Here is a 16078-nt window from a genome sequence, read left to right on the forward strand (position 1 = left end):
CATTCCTATTCCTATAACGGAGACAAATCATGATCATTTACGGAACCGCACTGCTGGCCCTGTGCCATTTGCTCGGCATCTTCCTGGGCGACCTGCTCGGGCAGCTGATGGGCGTCAAGACCAACGTGGGCGGCGTGGGCATCGCCATGCTGCTGCTGATCTGCGCCCGGCTCTACATGCAGCGCCGCGCCTGGCTGCCGCAGATGACGGAGCGGGGCGTCGAATACTGGGGCGCCATGTATATTCCCGTGGTGGTGGCGATGGCGGCGCAGCAGGACGTCGTGGCCGCCTTGCGCGGCGGCCCGGTGGCCGTGCTGGCCGCCATCGGTTCCGTGCTGGTCTGCGGCGCAGTGATTTCTCTGATGAACAGGATGGAAAATCCGCGCATGGAAAACCCTTCCGCCGAAGCCGACCCGATGCTGATCAAGGAGCACCGTCATGCTTGAGATATTTGAAAAAGCCGCCATCCACAACGGCCTCGTGACGGCATTCGCCTTTGTCGGCCTGATCATGCTGGTATCGGTGGCGCTGTCGAAATATCTGACCCTGGGCCGCGTGCACGGTTCGGCCATTGCCATCGTGATCGGCCTGGGCCTCGCTTACTGGGGCGGCGTGCATAGCGGCGGCCACAAGGGCCTGGCCGATTTGTCGCTGTTCGGCGGCATCGGCCTGATGGGCGGCGCCATGCTGCGCGATTTTGCCATCGTCGCCACCGCCTTCGAAGTGCAGGCGACTGAGGCGCGCAAGGCTGGCCTGATCGGCGTCGTGGCGCTGATGCTGGGCGTGGTGCTGCCATTTCTCGTCGGCGCCGGCGTCGCGTATGCGTTTGGCTATTCGGACGCCGTCAGCATGACCACCATCGGCGCCGGCGCCGTCACGTACATCGTCGGCCCCGTCACGGGCGCGGCCATCGGCGCCAGTTCCGACGTCATGGCCCTGAGTATCGCGGCGGGTCTCATCAAGGCCATCCTGGTGATGGTCGGCACGCCCGCCGCGGCGCGCTTTTTGCGCCTGAAAACGCCGCGTTCGGCCATGGTCTTCGGCGGCCTGGCCGGCACCGTCAGCGGCGTCTCGGCGGGCCTGGCCGCCACCGACCGCAAACTGGTGCCGTACGGCGCGCTGGTCGCCACCTTTCATACGGGCCTGGGCTGCTTGCTGGGACCATCGTTGCTGTTCTTTGCCGTCAAGGCGGTGGTGGCCTGATGGACGCCTGGCGCGCGCATGATTTGCTGTGGCTGGACGGCCTGCCGGACGACGCATGCTTGCCCACCTGGGCCGACGCCGCCTGGCTGCAGGCCGCACCGGTGGTGGTGCGGCGCGCCAGCTGCTCGCCCGGGCGCATCCCCGTGGGCTTGCGCGGCATGCTGCGCAGCGAGCGGCACGGGTTTGAAATAGACGCTGCCGCCATCGTGCGCCGCGTGACGCCGGAAATGCTGGCGCATGCGCCAGTGGCGGATTTTTCCTGTGCCGCGCTCGACGCGCTACGGCTGGTGGCGCCGCTGCTTGACGCCACGGGCTGGGCCTGGGGGCCGACGGGCGGCGTGGGTTTCGCGCTGGCGAGCAGCTTGCCCGTGCTGCGCGCCGACAGCGATCTCGATCTTGTGCTGCGCATCGCCGCGCCGCCGGACGCCGCCCAGGCCGAGGCCCTGCGCGCCATCGCGGCCACTGTCACGGCGTGCCGGCTGGACCTGCAGATCGACACGGGCCGTGGCGGCTTTGCGTATGCCGAGTGGGCGGCGGGGCGGGCCAAGGTCTTGCTGAAAACGGACCGCGGTCCCGTGCTGACGGCCACGCCATGGGAGCTGGCATGAGCGTGTTATTTACTTTTCCGGGGCAGGGCGCCCAGACTCCGGGCATGCTGCATGCGCTGCCCGACGACTTGCCCGTGGCGGCGGCTCTGGCCGAAGCGGCTGACGTGCTGGGCCACGATCCTTTGGCGCTCGATACGGCTGACGCGCTGGCCTCGACGCGGGCCGTGCAACTGTGCTTGCTGATTGCGGGCGTGGCCATGGCGCGTTCCTTGGTCGCGCGCGGCGCGCTGCCGGACATGGTGGCCGGCTTTTCCATCGGAGAGTATGCGGCGGCCGTCGTCGCCGGCGCGCTCGATTTCACCGATGCCGTGCGCCTGGTGGCGCGGCGCGGAGAGTTGATGGAACAAGCGTATCCGGCCGGCTACGGCATGGCGGCCATCATCGGACTTGATCTTGCGCAGCTGGAACCCTTGCTGGCGCAGGTGCATGGCGCGGCCACGCCCGTGTATGTCGCCAACCTGAACGCGCCGCGCCAGATCGCCATTGCCGGCAGCGAAGCCGCCTTGCACGCCGTGATGGCGCTGGCCCTGGCGCATGGCGCCAGCAAGGCCAAGCGCCTGGCCGTCAGCGTGCCGTCGCATTGCCCGTTGATGGAGGCCGCCGCAGGCGACATGGCTGCCGCCTTCGATGGTGTGGTAGTGCGCCGGCCATCGCTCGTCTACCTGAGCAGCAGCGCGGCGCGCGCGCTGTTCGACCCGGCCCGCATCCGCGACAGCCTGGCCGCCAACATGGCGCAGCGCGTGCAGTGGAGCAGTACCGTGCGCCTGGCGTGGGAGCGGGGCGCACGGCTGGCAGTGGAAATGCCGCCCGGCAGCGTCCTCACGCGGCTGACGGCACCCGACTTCACGGATGGCGTGGCCGTCAGCTCCGACGGCAACCGGGGCGACAGCCTGCTGGCGCTGGTGGGCAGGGAGCGCGGTGGTACCGTGCTTTAAAGCTTGGCGCTCAACCCAATCTGGAAACCCCGGCCCGGCAAGGGCGCGATATATTTCAGTGGGGAATTGTGCGGCCTGGCATCGTTATCGAGCAGGTTGGTGCCGCTAATAAATACTTCGAGGCCTGCGAACGGTGAATTCGGCACCTGCAGTGCGCGGCTCACCTGGAAGTTCACCATGGTGTAGCCGTCGAGCGGCACTTCCTCGCTGACGCTTTTGCCCAGGTACTTCTGCTTGTCGTACCAGGTGCTGGAAAGCCGGGTCTTCCACCCCTTGTTTTCCCACAGCACGTTGGCGCCATAGCGGTTGGTGGGCATGTTGGGCAGATAGGCGCCGTCGTTGTGCGCGCGCAGTTTGTCAGGATTGTCCGCCTTGTTCTTGACCAGGTCGGCAAATGCAGAGAGGTTCAGCTTGCCGTAGCTGCCAAGCTGAATCACCTGGGAGGCGTCGATCTCGAATCCCCTGACCGTCGTATCGGTCTGCTTCCAATATTTCAAGGGCAGGCGATTGGCCATCTGGGCGCCCGAGTGGCCAAGGTAGAGATAGTTCTCGTACTTCATGACGTAGCCCGTTGCGGACAGCTGGAAGCCGCGATTGGCGAATAAGCCCGTAAGCTCGGTATTCCGCGCGCGCTCGGCCTTCAGGTTCTGGTTGCCTTCTTCCTGCGTCATGATCGAATAGTGGCGGTTGCTCGCGTACAACTCATTGACGTCGGGCGCTCTTTCCGAGGAGGCATAGCGCAGCTTCGCGCCGAAAAGCTGGCCTAGCTTGGCCGAAGCCCCCAGGCTATAGCTGTTCAGGCTGAACGACTTGTCCTCGAGTTTGACATTTTTCGCATTCCTCGACGTCTTGAATCCGCTCTTGCGGAGCTCGTGGTCCACTTTTTCATGACGAAAACCGGCATCGAAAGTGGCCCAGTCGAAGTCGAGGCTCTCCTTGACGAACAGGGCATTGCTGACTGTGCTCGCATCGGGCAGGTACAGCTGCGTCCCGCTGCCGGCGATATCCCGGGATTGATGGCTCAGGCCAAGCAAGCCGCTCAATGGACCCGCGCGCCGGTGTGCCAGCAGCAGTTCGGCCTGATTGGTGTCGAACTGGTAATCGTTCGCCTTGGCCGCGCCGAGGCGTTCTCCCGACGTATTGCTCAAACGGGACACGCGCAGCTGCGCGCTTTCCATATACGCGACGGGGTCGAGCAGCTTGGCTTCCAGCGCATATTTATCCTGGCTGATCACCACGCCGACGGGCAGTCCCTCGTCATAGTTCGCGCCGAACGACTTGTTTTCCATGGAAAAGCCCGGCACGCCATACTCGCTATTCTTGGTGTCGAGGCTGACGGCCACGTAGCCGCGATCGAAAAAGTAGGTGCTGCCGACGGCAAAGTGGGAATTGCTGGCATGGCTGTTGCCCAGGGTGCCGTGGTAGTCGGGAGTCACGTCCTTGTTGATCTTGTTCTGCACCGTCTTGGGCGTACCGGGCACGTAAGCGGGGTTGGCCGGATTGACGTAGGTCTTGCGCTGCCAGACGGACGTGGGCTGATTCGTATAGAAGGAAAAATCACCGTCCGCCCAGTCCGGATTTTCCGTCATGAACTGGTCGATAAACGGTTGCGACGCCTTGTTGTAGATTTGCTGGATCCTCGCTTCTTTCTGGCAACTGTCGGCCAGAAAGGTATTCACGCCGCCGCTCTTTGGGAACAGCTGGCTGTTGCACACGCCCGCCTTGCTGTTGCCCGGAATATCGTAATGCCCGATCTTCTGGAATGACATTTGCAGATTCGTCGAGAAGCGCTTCCCATCGTTGAAGTTCATGCGCAAGCCCTGGGCGTCGGCATCGTTGAAGCCCTTGCGCAGGACGAATTCCAGGTCTTTCTCCTTGCTCTCCATTTTCCTGGAAATGAGGCCGGAATCGACGTCGACGCTGCCGCCAATCGCATTGCCGCCGAAACGCACGCTATCGGACGATTTGTTGACGGTCACGCTGCGCGCAAACAGGGGATCGAACGGGATGTTGATGTCGCCGCTGAGCGCATTCATGCCGAGGATGGACTGGCCATCTTCGAGTATCTGCACGCGGCTGCCGCTCAGGCTGCGTATCACCGGTGCGCCCGCATTCGGCCCGAAGGCGCTGCTTTGTACGCCCGAGACATGCTCGAGCATGTTGCCCAAGGTCCTGTTCTGGGCTTGCGTATTCTCGACCAGAACGACGCTGTCGATGCTGGAAGGCTTGTCTGCCCGGACTTTGATGGTCTGCAAGGTGACGTCGTCCGCCGCGTAAGCGAGCGGGGCAGTGGACAGCATGGCGGCTGCGAATACGTGATGGCGCATAAGACTCTCTAAAAAGACGGAATGGGGTGCTGGCGCTGGACGCATGCGCAGCGCGAAGGTATAGATGCAATTGAGTTGCAATAATAGCTCGCGCGGAATGCTAATGCAAGTAAACTGCATTTGATAAGGGGAAAGCGCAGCGCGGACAGCCGGCATGAGCCGGCTACCGTCTAGCAAAGTGCGGAGGTGGGATGGCCGCTATTATTAGTTGCGCGTTGTGCCTGCGCCGTTAGGGAATCGCTGCTTCAGGTAAATTGCAATGGCTTTTTTGCCTGCAGCCGGCGCGCGCGCCGTTTGCGCTCCCAGATGACGATGCCCGTCACCGACAGCATGGCCACCATCACGCCCATGAAGGACATCATGATGCGACCCGGCAAGCCGAGGATGCGGCCCGAGTGCAGGGGGAATTGCAGTTGCACGAAGACGTCGGCCGCCGTGCCTTCCCACGGTTTGTGCTGGCCGATGATGCTGCCGTCCATGCCGTCGACGTAGAGGTTCGACAGGCCCATGCCGGCCGCGCCGAATTCGTCGGCCGGGTCGAAGAAGGAGACGTTGTAGAACGAGTAATTGCCGCCATAATAAATGCCGCCGATGGGCGAGGTGATGCCGCGCTGCATGGCTTGCTTTTTGGCGATGTCCACGGCTTGCTCGAAACCGATCATGGGCGTGATGTACGTGCCGTAGGGCGCCGGCGTCTGCGTTTCGTACGGTCCCGGCGTGGTGGTGGACACGAGCGACATGACGGGATAGAACACTTCGCGGTACAGGTTCAGCGAGAACGAGGTAAACGCGACAACAATAATGACGGCCCACACCCACAGGCCGCCCGCGCGGTGCAGATCGAAATTGAGCTTGTAGCCGCCGGCCGCCCAGCGCACGACCCACGACGGTTTCCACCGCTGCCACCAGCTGGCGGCGTCGCGGTGGCGCGGCGTTTCGTCTTGCGCGCGCGGGCGCAAACGGCGCGGCGTGGTCAGGTAAAACGCCACCATGCTGTCGAGCAGCCAGATCAGGGCAACTGTCCCCATCAGCCAGTAACCCCAGCGGTCCGTACCCCAGAAGGCGGGCACGTGCAGGCTGTAGTGCAGATGGCGCAGGAATGGCATCAGGCTGCGGCGCGACAGGGAGATGGCCGTCGAATCGCGCGTGCCCGTGATCTGCGCCGTGACGGGGTCGATGTAGACGGTGTTGTAGTCGAGCACGAACGGCTTGTTCGTGGCCGGGTCGGTCAATGGGCGCACCATGAAGGCGCCCGCATGACCTTCTTCCAGGCCCAGGGTCATGTAATTGACTTCCACGCGCGGATCGGCGGCGGCGACTTTTTGCGCCAGCGCAAATGGTTGCTGCAGGGGACCGCGGCCCGGCGTGTCCATGATGTCCGCGTTGAGCCACTCGTCCAGTTCGTGGTCCCACGAGGTGACGGCGCCCGTGAGGCCCGCAACGATGAGGAAGAGGGCGATGGTGAGACCGGCCCAGCGGTGTATGACAGTCCAGAAAGCGCGCATGCGGTACAAACCTTCAACATGAAACCGGCTTGTTGCCGCCAGCGGGCGCCACCGGGGCGCACAGGGCCAGGCACGAGCCTGGCATTTTGATAATGGGAATCGTTCTCATTATCCGCCGTGGCGTGGCGTTTGTCCAGCGCCAATGGTGTTGCCCAATGTTAAATAGCGCATGCTAAGATGCTAGCAAGAAGTTAATATACATTCCACATGGAAATACTCAAGGCTGAAGCGGCATGCGCATAGAAGACCGGAACAATGTCCGCATTCGCGAATGCAGCGCCGTGCCCCCAAGGCACGCGGCAACCACCATGGTGTTCATGCATGGCTTTGGCTGCGATCAAACCATGTGGCGCTACCTGGAGCCGCTGTTTCGCCCCCACTACCGCACCGTGCTGTTCGACCTGGTCGGCAGCGGCGCTTCGGACCTGGGCGCCTATGATTTCGAAAGCTACGCGCGGCTCGACGCGCATGGCGCCGATTTGCGCCGTGTCATCCATGCCGTTGGCGGCGGCCCCGTGATTTGCGTCGGCCATTCCGTCAGCGCCATGAGCGCCTTGCTGGCGGCCATTGCCGAACCGGAGCTGTTCGCCGCGCAAGTCATGCTGGCGCCGTCACCGTGCTATGTCGACGATGCGGCGGCCGGCTACCGTGGCGGCTTCAGCCGTGCCGATATCGACGACTTGCTCGATGCCATGGACAGCAATTACCTGGGCTGGTCCGCCGGCATGGCGCCTGCCATCATGGGCGCGCCCGGCCAGCCGGCGCTGGGGCAAGACCTGGTGAGCAGCTTTTGCCGCACGGATCCCGCCATCGCCCGGCATTTCGCGCAAGCCACTTTTTTGTCCGACCACCGCGCCGTCTTGCCGCACAACAGCACACCGGCCCTGATCGTGCAATGCAGCGACGACTTCATCGCGCCGCCGTTTGTGGGCGAATACCTGCGCGAGATGCTGCCGCACAGCAGCCTGCACGTGGTCGACAATGTCGGCCATTGCCCGCACATGAGCGCGCCCGATGCCAGCTACCGCGCCATCCGCCGCTTTCTCGACGGCCTGCACCTGTAATGCGCGACACGATGCCTTCCTTGCCTGATACCACTACCTTGTTCCAGCACGCGGCTTGCGGTTTGCTGCTGTGCACGGCCGACGGTACCATCGTCCAGGCGAACGCCACGTTTTGCGGCTGGCTCGGCTATGGCGCCGAAGAATTGATCGGGAAAAAGAAGTTGCAGGACTTGCTGACCATCGGCGGGCGCGTGTTTCACCAGACGCACTGGCTGCCGTTGATGCAGGTGCAAGGCAGCGTATCGGAAATATTGCTCGACATGCGCCAGCGCCAGGGGCAATCCATCCCCATGCTGTTCAACGCCGTGCGCCGCGTGCATGACGGCGTGCGATATGACGAGATCGCCGCCTTTGTCGCCAGCGACCGGCGCAAGTACGAGCAGCAGCTACAACTGGCGCGCAAGGAGGCAGGCGAGCTCAACGAGCAACTGGCGGCCGCCGACCGGCGCAAGGACGAGTTCCTGGCCACCCTGGCGCACGAGCTGCGCAATCCGCTGGCGCCCATGCGCAATGTGCTGGAAGTGTTGCGCCTGGCGCAGCTGGATGACCCGCAGCTGCGCTGGGCGCGCGACGTGCTGGGCCGGCAGGTGGGCCACATGACGCACCTGGTCGACGATTTGATGGAAGTGTCGCGCATCACGCAGGGCCGTCTGGAACTGCGCCGCGCCAGCGTGGAACTGGCGCCCGTGGTGGAAGCGGCCCTGCACAGTGTGGCCGAGCTGGCGGCGCAATCGGGCCACAAGGTGCTGGTGGAGCAATGGCCGCAAGCCATCTGGCTCGATGCCGACGCGACGCGCCTGGGGCAGATGATCGGCAACCTGCTGACCAACGCCGTCAAGTACACGCCCGCCAACGGCGTCATCGGGCTGGACGTGGCATGCACGGAAAACGACGTACACATTACCGTGCGCGATTCGGGCATCGGCATCGCGCCCGAGCACCTGGACAAGGTATTTGACCTGTTTTCGCAGCTGGAGCCGGCCCTGTCGCGGGCTCAGGGCGGGCTGGGCATCGGCCTGTCGCTGGTGCGTGGCCTGGCCGAATTGCATGGCGGCAGCATCAGCGCGCACAGCGATGGGGTGGGGCAGGGCAGCACCTTTACATTGCGTCTGCCGCTGCCCGCCGTGCCTTTGCTGGCGCCGCCCGAATCTAACCGCCGCTTGCTGGCCGGCACGCGCGAGGGCAAGGTGCTGGTCATCGACGACAGCGCCGACGCGGCCGAAAGCCTGGCGCTGGCGCTCGATATCCTCGGCTATGAAGTGCGCACGGCCTACGATGGCCCGGCCGGCATGGCGGCGGCGCAAGTTTTCATGCCGCAAGTGATCCTGCTCGATATCGGCTTGCCGCATATGAATGGCTACGACGTGGCGCGGCTGTTGCGTAGTGAACCCTGCGGCAAGGACGCCATCCTCGTGGCCGTCACGGGCTGGGGCCAGGACAAGGACCGCCAGATGGCATCCGATGCGGGCTTCGATTTGCACCTGACCAAGCCCGTGGATTTTTACGAGCTCGATGCAGTGCTGCAAAAGATGCTGCAGGCGGAGTGAGGAGGGCATCAGAAAAATGAAAATCATGCAACAACTGACGGAATTGGAGCTCGCCGTTTTCCAGCTGCAGATGGGTTTTGCCCCGGCGGACCGCTGCGTGGACTGGGCCGTGGAACGCCTGCGCCTGGATCAGGAAGGCGAGGACCTCGATATCGTGCTGCTGGCCAGCGCCCGGGGTGTTGACGAGGTGCTGCCGCTGGCCGACGTGATCATTGAGCGCTACCGTGGCGCGCAGCGGCTCGATCAGCAATTCCTCGCTGGCAAATACATCGACGAGTTGCGTGCCGCTTATCTGGCAGGGCGCGAAAGCGTGTCTTCGCTCGACGCCATCTTGACCCGCTTGTACCCGGCGCTCGATTATCCCGACTGGCTGGTCATGCTGAGCCGCAACTGCGAATACGCGCTCGACGTGCCCGATTTTCAGCAGCCCTTCGAACTGGAATTCGACTACATCGCAAGCTTGTGGGCAGAAGCGGGCGATGTCGGCGCCTTTGAACGGCTGTATGACCGCGAGAGGTCGGATCGGCAGGGCGTGCCTTGCTGAACGAAACTTGAGCTTCTCAATAAACAGCCGTACTGATACATGACTTGATTACATGAAGAAAATCGATATTTTTGTCTGTTCCGACGCCGGGATGCGCGCCTGTTCCAGCTGGGAAGAGGCCTTCGATGCGTTTCCCGTCACCGGCATCACCTTGCCAGGGGAACTCGATTTTGCATCGCTGGGTCAATTGCTGACCCAGTCGGCAGAACCGGTGCTGCGGCCCCTGCGGATCGAGGGGCGCGACATTCACGTATTCAATGATGCGCTTGCGCAAGCGATAGGCCGGATGGCGGATGACGACTTGCTGGCGCTTGCCGTGGCATGGTCCAGAACGGCGCCATGGGCGGACCTGAATGTCCAGCCATGCGATCTGGCCGGATTTCTGATGGAATTGAAATCGAACTGGCATCGCTCTGCCACGCCGGACAAGGCGCTGTTTGCGTGGGTGGACGCTTAAGGCCGCCGGGCGCTGACGCGCCAGCGGCCGCCTGCTTATTCCATCAGGCTGGTTGCGCGCCGCCCACATTGCGGCTGCGGTTTTCCACCAGCACGGAAATGCCGAGCACGACGATGCCGCCGCAGGCCAGCATGGCGCCGACCCAGCCCGTCGAACGCAAGCCCATGCCCATGGCGATGGCGATGCCGCCGGCCCAGGCGCCCAGCGCGTTGGCGATGTTGAAGGCGGAATGGTTGAGGGCGGCGGCCACGGTTTGCGCGTCGCCGGCCACGTCCATCAAGCGCGTCTGTACGGCGGGAGCGACGGCGATGCCGGCGCCGATGGCGAACAGGTTAATTGCCGTCAGCCAGACGTTGCTGCTCGTATAAGTAAACGCGGCCAGGGCGGCCACGTTCCACAGCAGCACGCCAAAGATCGTCCACAGGCGCGAGCGGTCGGCCAGCCAGCCGCCGATCAGGTTACCCACCGTCATGCCCACGCCAATAATGGCCAGCAAGATGGAAATGACCAGCGGCGACACTTTCGTGATTTCCAGCAAGGTTGGCGTGATGAAGGTGTAGACGGCGAACATGCCGCCGAAGCCGATCGCCACCATCAGCAGGGTCAGCCACACTTGCAGGCGGCGGAACACGCCCAGTTCGCGGCGCGGGCTGGAATCGCCGGCAGCGACCATCGGCACGAAGATGCGCACCATCAGCATGGTCAGCAAGCCCAGCGCGGCGACCAGCAAAAAGGCCGAGCGCCAGCCGAGGGTCTGGCCGATATACGTGGCCAGCGGCACGCCGAAGATATTGGCCACGGTCAAGCCCATCAGGACCCTGGCCACGGCCTGGCCCCGCTTGTCCGGTTCGGCCAGCGCGGCCGCCACCAGCGCCGCGACGCCGAAATAGGCGCCATGCGGGATGCCGGCGACAAAACGCGCCACGACCAGCAAGCCGTAATTAGGGGCAATAGCGCTGAGCAAGTTGCCGCCAGCGAACATCAGCATCAGACAGATCAGCATCAGCCGGCGCGGCATGCGCGCCAGGAAGATCGTGATCAGGGGCGCGCCGACGACCACGCCCAGCGCGTAGGCGCTGATCATGTGGCTCATCTGCGGCAAGGTCGTGCCCAGGTCGTCGGCCACCACGGGCAGGATGCTCATGGAGGCGAATTCGCCCGTGCCGATGGCGAGGCCGCCGATGGCCAGGGCCAGGTCGGCATAGCCGGCGCCAAAAGGCGCGGTGACGCGCGGAATCAGGGGATCTACGGATGCGTGCATGTTCTTGTTAGTTGGGTAAGCAATGACAGGGTGAAGAGGCGTGCTGTGGCCCGGCCGGAAGTGGCAATGCGCCACCAGAGTCGACGGCTGGCCGGTATTTTCGGGCGATAGTAACTGCCCAAGGACAACATTGTAAAAGATTCGGGCGAGCTCTGCTGGGCGATGGCTAAAATCTGCTGCACTGCACACAACCGCGCTTGCGCTTGTTGTTAACGATAACACGGAATCTGCGCGATTCCGCCACAGGGCAGACGAAGAAAAGCTGGCTGTGGCGGAAATGGTCTTCGCAGCGCCTTACTTCGCTAATGATTGCTGCAGCGCTTCCAGTCCCGCTACGTAAATGCCGTGGAACAGCTCCGTCACTTCCTGTTCGCTCACGCCGACAGGAGTAAAGCGGCAGGACCAGGTGACCCGCGCGCCAGCGCTATCCGCCAGCGACTCGACTTGCAGGGTCGACAGGTAGTCGCTGGCAGGAAACGGCGCCTGCAGAATGGAATAGCTGTAGCTGCGCGCCGCATTGTCATACGCTTCCAGCTGCTCGACGATGACGTCGCCGGCCGGGTTCGCCAGGTGGCGGATACGGCCCCCGTCGCTGAGCGTGCTGCTGGGAATATACGGCAGCCAGTCGGGCAGCGAGTTGAAGCCGCCGATCAGTTGCCACACTTGCGCCGGCGTGGCGGCGATGTCGATGGAAGTCGTGGTATGTGCCATGATGGTATTCCTTTATATATTAGTTGTTGCCAGTTGGCAGCGGCGCGAACGGCGACACCAGTTGTTCGGCGCGCATCTCTTGCCAGAAGGCGGCGGGGATGACGCTGTTCAATGCTTGCTGGTCTTCGGCCAGGCGTTCTGGACGGCTGGCGCCGGGGATCACGGCAGCCACGGCGGGATTGGCCAGCGAGAATTGCAGGGCGGCCGCCTTGACGCTGACGCCATGGCGCGCGGCAATCGCCTTGATGCGTTCCACCTTGGCAATGATCTCGGGCGACGCCTTCTGGTATTCGAAATGCGCGCCACCGGCCAGGATGCCCGAGCTGTAGGGGCCGCCCACGACGATGTCGACGTTTTGTCTTGCAGCGGCTGGCATCAGGCGCTGCAGCGCACGCTCATGGTCGAGCAGAGTGTAGCGCCCGGCCAGCAGGAAGGCGTCCGGCTGCGCTTCGCTTAAATCCAGGGTCAGTTCCAGCGGTTCCACCTTGTTCACGCCCACGCCCCAGGCCTTGATGACGCCTTCTTCGCGCAAGCGGGTCAGCACGCGGAAGGCGCCAGTGCGGGCGATCTCGAACTGCGCCAGCCAGTTGTCGCCGTGGAAATCCTGGGCGATGTCGTGCACCCAGACGATGTCGAGGTGGTCCGTATCCAGGCGCTTGAGGCTGTCTTCGATCGAGCGCAGGGTGGCGTCGGCCGAATAGTCATCGACGATCTTGTTTTTGCGGCCAAATTCGAACAAGCCGCCTTTTTCGCCCAGTTCGCGGCTGGCCGGGTCTTCCAGTTCATCGAGGATGAGGCGGCCGACCTTGGTGCTGAGTACGTAATCGTCGCGGCGGCGCTGCTTCAGGGCGGCGCCCAGGCGCAGCTCGGCCAGGCCGGCGCCGTAGAACGGGGCCGTATCGAAGTAGCGGATGCCCGATTCCCAGGCCGCGTCGACCGTTGCCACTGCTTCCTCTTCGGGAATATTGCGGAACATATTGCCCAGCGGCGCCGTGCCGAAACCCAGTTTACCTGTCAGTAAGTGTTTGATACTCATGATGTTTTCCTTCAATGTGTGGATCAGTGAAGACAGAATAGCTGGACAAGTTAAGCCTGTCCAAGACATAATTAGCGTAACTTGAGTCCCGAAAGGTCTGATATGCTGGACATCCGCCAATTGCAATACTTCATCGCCGTCGCCGAGGAAGAACACGTGGGGCGCGCGGCCGAGCGCCTGCACATTTCCCAATCACCGCTGAGCCGGCAAATCGCCCAGCTTGAAGACAGGCTGGGCCTGACCCTGTTCGAGCGCAGCGCGCAGCGCATCCGCCTGACGCGCGACGGCCATACTTTTCTGGCCGAAGCGCGCGCTTTTATCACACACGGAAATCGCCTGGAAGCATTGGCGAAACGCCTGGGGCGCGGCGACGAGGGCGGCCTGTGCATCGGCTATATCGAAAACGCCATGCATGCGGGGGTGTTGCCCGATGGCTTGCGCGCCTTGCGCGCCACGCGGCCGCAAGTGCACATCGCGCTATACAACCTGCATTCGGCCGAGCAAATTGAGGGCTTGCGCCAGCGCAGCCTGGACATTGCCCTGCTGTGCGAACCGCCGCTGCCGAACGACCCGGACCTCGATTGCACGCAAGTGCTGAGCGACCCCATGCTGCTGGCCTTGCCGGAAACGCACCCGCTGGCGCACAAGGCGGATCTCACGCCCGAGGACCTCGCTGGCCAGGAGTGGATTGCCGTGCTGCACAAGGAAAGCATGCTGAAACACGATAACTTCATCGCCGCTTGCGCGCGCGCCGGTTTTACGCCCGATATCCGGCTGGAAGCAACGGAACCGCTGACGGCGCTGGGCCTGGTGGCGGCCGGGCTGGGCATGGCCATGATCCAGCACAGCCTGCGCCAGCACGCGCCGGCCGGCGTCGTCGTGCGCGAATTGCCGTGGTTCAGCTATCGCACACCCTTGTGGCTGGCCTGGCACAAGGTCAACTTGCGTCCGCTGGTGGGGATTTTCCGCGAGACACTGCTGGAACAGGCCAGCGGTGTGGCCATGGCGGCGTAAAAAGACGTATAAATAAGGCAATCATTCGTCAGGAGGATTGCCATGTTTGCCATGGATGTATCGGTGTGGGAGTTGGTGGCGCGCGCCGTCATCATTTATCTTGCCTTGCTGCTGATGGTGCGCATGACGGGCAAGCGGACGGTGGGACAATTCACGCCGTTCGACTTGCTGGTGGTTATGCTGCTGAGCGAGGCCGTTTCGAATTCGCTGTCGGGCGGCGACGATTCGATTCCCGGCGGCCTGGTGCTGGCCTTGACCTTGATCTGTCTCAACATGCTGATCGCATGGCTGAGTTCACGCAGCCGCAAGTTCGCCGACCTGGTCGATGGCAAGCCCGTGCTGCTGGGCCGCGATGGCCAGATTTTTGACGATGTCGTCAAGAAATGCAGGGTGGCCGGCGGCGATGTGGAGCAGGCGCTGCGCGAGGCGGATTGTGCGTTGCAGGACATGAAATGCGCCTTCCTGGAGGCCGATGGCAAGATCACCATCTTGCAAAAGTAAGCGCCCGGATCACATTTTCTTGCTGCGCTTTAAATGCAGGGGCAGCCACCACCACATGCAAATGATGAGCGACCCCATCAGCACGCCGGCGATGATGCCGGCGATGTGGCCAAACACTTCCGATATCACCAGGTTGGTGCCCAGGATAAACGCCAGCGCCAGGGTAAAGGCGCCGCACATCATGATGCGGTCGGCCACTCTTTTAAAACGTTCGCGGTCTTGCAGGGGGCGCATCACGCGGTGCTGGATGGCGGGCGCGCTGAGCAGCACCAGGCTGGTCATGGACAGGAAAAACGTCAGCAGGAAGACGACTTTTTCCGCCTGCACGATCTTCGCGAAGCCCCCGTTGAAAGGCAGGATGATGAGGAAGGCCGTCAGCATTTGCGCGCCCGGCAAGAGGATGCGCAATTCGCTGAGCAGGTCGGACAAGTCGCCTTCGTCGCCTTGCTGGTCATTTTCATCCTGGTGTCGCGCTTGCGGCATGGGGCTATCCTCGTGGTGGTGATGGCCCCAGTCTACGCACAAGCGACCAGGCCGACTGTGGGCGGGCGCACCTTCAGAACCATTGCGTGTAGCGTTGGCGCAAGCGCCACAGCGGCGTCGAGACGATGGCCGTGGCGCTGTGCGAGGCGTCGTGGCCGCAATGGCCGCAACTGTGTCGCCGGTGCGGCGCCAGCGCGAAGCTGCCCAGGTCCAGGTGCGGGTGGCCGCAGCGGGCGCAGTCGCTGCAAGCGAGCGGCGCGCCGGCCTTCAAGGCGGCGGCGAAGGCCAGCGCGGCGGGCGGCGTGATATTCAAATGCACTATGTCGGGAGGAAACAGGCCGGGCAGGGCGCGGCAGTCGATGGCCAGCGCGGCCACGTCGCGCGCCAGCAGGGCGCCGCCGTCATCGGCCCGTGCGCGCAGTTGCAGCACGCCATCCGTGCCCAGGCGTAAGGTGGTGGCGTGAAATTGCATGGGGTCGAGCAGTTCCGGGTACAGCACATAGCCCATGGGACTGGCGTGCTGGCGGCAACGCATGGGCTGCGTTGCTTGCCGGTCGGCCAGGTCGGCTTGCGTGCCCCAGTAGCACTGGTGCGTGCGGCACCAGTGGCGCGCCGCGCCGTTGCGAAATTTTCCAGCGGGGAGCAGATCGCACAGGACGATGGCGTCCAGCCCCGCACCGGCGCGAAAGTGGCCCGTGATGTGGGACGTGGTGACGGCAAGATCGCCCGTGCTCGCTTGCAGGGGCCAGCAGATGCCGGGCAGGGTCAGCGGCGTGAGCAATGGGGCCTCCGCGCAGCTATCGGCTTGCGAGCCGATAGTGGGCTGACATGAAAAAGCCCGCCGTCTCGGGCGGGCTGTGCTGACGGGAATGCCAAAGGCAT

At 63.5% G+C, this 16078-nt stretch carries 17 protein-coding genes; 10 read left to right on the top strand and 7 right to left on the bottom strand.

Features of this window, described 5'->3' with window-relative positions:
* Window positions 1–29: 29 nt before the first annotated feature.
* The 4 genes from madL to mdcH are packed head-to-tail and all read left to right on the top strand — an operon-like array spanning window position 30 to window position 2746.
* A complete protein-coding gene (gene madL / locus KO539_RS09800) occupies window positions 30–446 on the top strand; it encodes a malonate transporter subunit MadL (RefSeq protein WP_219308891.1) in 417 nt (138 codons plus the stop codon).
* Window positions 439–1203 carry a malonate transporter subunit MadM gene (gene madM, locus KO539_RS09805; RefSeq protein ID WP_219308892.1) on the top strand — a complete coding sequence of 255 codons (765 nt, stop codon included), beginning with the start codon at window positions 439–441 and terminating at the stop codon, window positions 1201–1203. The genes madL and madM overlap by 8 nt, the downstream gene beginning before the upstream one ends.
* Complete coding sequence (locus KO539_RS09810; RefSeq protein WP_219308893.1) at window positions 1203–1811, top strand: malonate decarboxylase holo-ACP synthase; 609 nt, start codon at window positions 1203–1205, stop codon at window positions 1809–1811. The genes madM and KO539_RS09810 overlap by 1 nt, the downstream gene beginning before the upstream one ends.
* Complete coding sequence (gene mdcH, locus KO539_RS09815) at window positions 1808–2746, top strand: malonate decarboxylase subunit epsilon (protein WP_219308894.1); 939 nt, start codon at window positions 1808–1810, stop codon at window positions 2744–2746. Before KO539_RS09810 ends, mdcH begins: the two co-directional genes overlap by 4 nt.
* Here the strand turns inward: mdcH and KO539_RS09820 are convergent.
* Both KO539_RS09820 and KO539_RS09825 read right to left on the bottom strand, forming a co-directional pair.
* Window positions 2743–5046 (bottom strand): TonB-dependent receptor, encoded by a 2304-nt coding sequence (locus KO539_RS09820; protein ID WP_257626219.1) that lies wholly within the window; start codon window positions 5044–5046, stop codon window positions 2743–2745. The two genes, mdcH and KO539_RS09820, sit on opposite strands and share 4 nt — an antisense overlap.
* Window positions 5047–5318: 272 nt before the next feature.
* Entirely contained in the window at window positions 5319–6578 is a 1260-nt protein-coding gene (locus KO539_RS09825; protein WP_219308896.1) for a PepSY domain-containing protein, read from the bottom strand.
* A gap of 233 nt (window positions 6579–6811) precedes the next feature.
* Between KO539_RS09825 and KO539_RS09830 the strand changes: the two genes are divergently transcribed.
* Genes KO539_RS09830 through KO539_RS09845 form a run of 4 tightly spaced genes read left to right on the top strand, consistent with a single transcriptional unit; the run spans window position 6812 to window position 10190 of the window.
* Window positions 6812–7642 (top strand): alpha/beta fold hydrolase, encoded by an 831-nt coding sequence (locus tag KO539_RS09830; RefSeq protein WP_219308897.1) that lies wholly within the window; start codon window positions 6812–6814, stop codon window positions 7640–7642.
* Between the two features lie 11 nt (window positions 7643–7653).
* A complete protein-coding gene (locus tag KO539_RS09835) occupies window positions 7654–9189 on the top strand; it encodes an ATP-binding protein (RefSeq protein WP_219308898.1) in 1536 nt (511 codons plus the stop codon).
* Window positions 9190–9205: 16 nt separating this feature from the next.
* Window positions 9206–9733: a hypothetical protein gene (locus KO539_RS09840; protein WP_219308899.1), complete on the top strand. Its 528-nt coding sequence runs from the start codon at window positions 9206–9208 to the stop codon at window positions 9731–9733.
* A 52-nt stretch (window positions 9734–9785) separates the two neighbouring features.
* Entirely contained in the window at window positions 9786–10190 is a 405-nt protein-coding gene (locus KO539_RS09845) for a hypothetical protein (protein ID WP_219308901.1), read from the top strand.
* A gap of 43 nt (window positions 10191–10233) precedes the next feature.
* Here the strand turns inward: KO539_RS09845 and KO539_RS09850 are convergent, their stop codons facing one another.
* The 3 genes from KO539_RS09850 to KO539_RS09860 all read right to left on the bottom strand — a co-directional run bounded on the left by KO539_RS09850 (window position 10234) and on the right by KO539_RS09860 (window position 13198).
* Window positions 10234–11451 carry an MFS transporter gene (locus KO539_RS09850; RefSeq protein WP_035818476.1) on the bottom strand — a complete coding sequence of 406 codons (1218 nt, stop codon included), beginning with the start codon at window positions 11449–11451 and terminating at the stop codon, window positions 10234–10236.
* Between the two features lie 294 nt (window positions 11452–11745).
* Entirely contained in the window at window positions 11746–12162 is a 417-nt protein-coding gene (locus KO539_RS09855) for an SRPBCC family protein (RefSeq protein WP_219308902.1), read from the bottom strand.
* 19 nt (window positions 12163–12181) lie between these two features.
* Window positions 12182–13198: an aldo/keto reductase gene (locus tag KO539_RS09860; protein WP_219308903.1), complete on the bottom strand. Its 1017-nt coding sequence runs from the start codon at window positions 13196–13198 to the stop codon at window positions 12182–12184.
* 102 nt (window positions 13199–13300) lie between these two features.
* On the opposite strand from KO539_RS09860, the gene KO539_RS09865 reads away from it, so the two are divergent.
* Both KO539_RS09865 and KO539_RS09870 read left to right on the top strand, forming a co-directional pair.
* Entirely contained in the window at window positions 13301–14212 is a 912-nt protein-coding gene (locus KO539_RS09865) for a LysR family transcriptional regulator (protein ID WP_219308904.1), read from the top strand.
* 42 nt (window positions 14213–14254) lie between these two features.
* On the top strand, window positions 14255–14713 hold the full coding sequence (locus tag KO539_RS09870) for a DUF421 domain-containing protein (protein ID WP_035818485.1): 459 nt from the start codon (window positions 14255–14257) through the stop codon (window positions 14711–14713).
* Between the two features lie 9 nt (window positions 14714–14722).
* Here the strand turns inward: KO539_RS09870 and KO539_RS09875 are convergent, their stop codons facing one another.
* Both KO539_RS09875 and KO539_RS09880 read right to left on the bottom strand, forming a co-directional pair.
* Window positions 14723–15196 carry a DUF6328 family protein gene (locus KO539_RS09875; RefSeq protein WP_219308905.1) on the bottom strand — a complete coding sequence of 158 codons (474 nt, stop codon included), beginning with the start codon at window positions 15194–15196 and terminating at the stop codon, window positions 14723–14725.
* A 73-nt stretch (window positions 15197–15269) separates the two neighbouring features.
* The gene (locus tag KO539_RS09880; protein WP_219308906.1) at window positions 15270–15977 is read right to left on the bottom strand and encodes a hypothetical protein; all 708 of its coding nucleotides are present in this window, start codon (window positions 15975–15977) and stop codon (window positions 15270–15272) included.
* Window positions 15978–16078 lie beyond the last annotated feature (101 nt).

It is taken from the genome of Janthinobacterium sp. NKUCC06_STL, assembly GCF_019345455.1.
Taxonomy (GTDB): domain Bacteria; phylum Pseudomonadota; class Gammaproteobacteria; order Burkholderiales; family Burkholderiaceae_D; genus Janthinobacterium; species Janthinobacterium rivuli.

Coding starts and splice junctions, on each gene's coding strand:
- KO539_RS09820 (WP_257626219.1), bottom strand. CDS start 5,046: ATGCTGTCCACTGCCCCGCTCGCTTACGCGGCGGACGACGTCACCTTG.
- KO539_RS09845 (WP_219308901.1), top strand. CDS start 9,786: ATGAAGAAAATCGATATTTTTGTCTGTTCCGACGCCGGGATGCGCGCC.
- madL (WP_219308891.1), top strand. CDS start 30: ATGATCATTTACGGAACCGCACTGCTGGCCCTGTGCCATTTGCTCGGC.
- KO539_RS09840 (WP_219308899.1), top strand. CDS start 9,206: ATGAAAATCATGCAACAACTGACGGAATTGGAGCTCGCCGTTTTCCAG.
- KO539_RS09865 (WP_219308904.1), top strand. CDS start 13,301: ATGCTGGACATCCGCCAATTGCAATACTTCATCGCCGTCGCCGAGGAA.
- KO539_RS09860 (WP_219308903.1), bottom strand. CDS start 13,198: ATGAGTATCAAACACTTACTGACAGGTAAACTGGGTTTCGGCACGGCG.
- madM (WP_219308892.1), top strand. CDS start 439: ATGCTTGAGATATTTGAAAAAGCCGCCATCCACAACGGCCTCGTGACG.
- KO539_RS09835 (WP_219308898.1), top strand. CDS start 7,654: ATGCCTTCCTTGCCTGATACCACTACCTTGTTCCAGCACGCGGCTTGC.
- KO539_RS09830 (WP_219308897.1), top strand. CDS start 6,812: ATGCGCATAGAAGACCGGAACAATGTCCGCATTCGCGAATGCAGCGCC.
- mdcH (WP_219308894.1), top strand. CDS start 1,808: ATGAGCGTGTTATTTACTTTTCCGGGGCAGGGCGCCCAGACTCCGGGC.
- KO539_RS09810 (WP_219308893.1), top strand. CDS start 1,203: ATGGACGCCTGGCGCGCGCATGATTTGCTGTGGCTGGACGGCCTGCCG.
- KO539_RS09870 (WP_035818485.1), top strand. CDS start 14,255: ATGTTTGCCATGGATGTATCGGTGTGGGAGTTGGTGGCGCGCGCCGTC.
- KO539_RS09875 (WP_219308905.1), bottom strand. CDS start 15,196: ATGCCGCAAGCGCGACACCAGGATGAAAATGACCAGCAAGGCGACGAA.
- KO539_RS09855 (WP_219308902.1), bottom strand. CDS start 12,162: ATGGCACATACCACGACTTCCATCGACATCGCCGCCACGCCGGCGCAA.
- KO539_RS09850 (WP_035818476.1), bottom strand. CDS start 11,451: ATGCACGCATCCGTAGATCCCCTGATTCCGCGCGTCACCGCGCCTTTT.
- KO539_RS09825 (WP_219308896.1), bottom strand. CDS start 6,578: ATGCGCGCTTTCTGGACTGTCATACACCGCTGGGCCGGTCTCACCATC.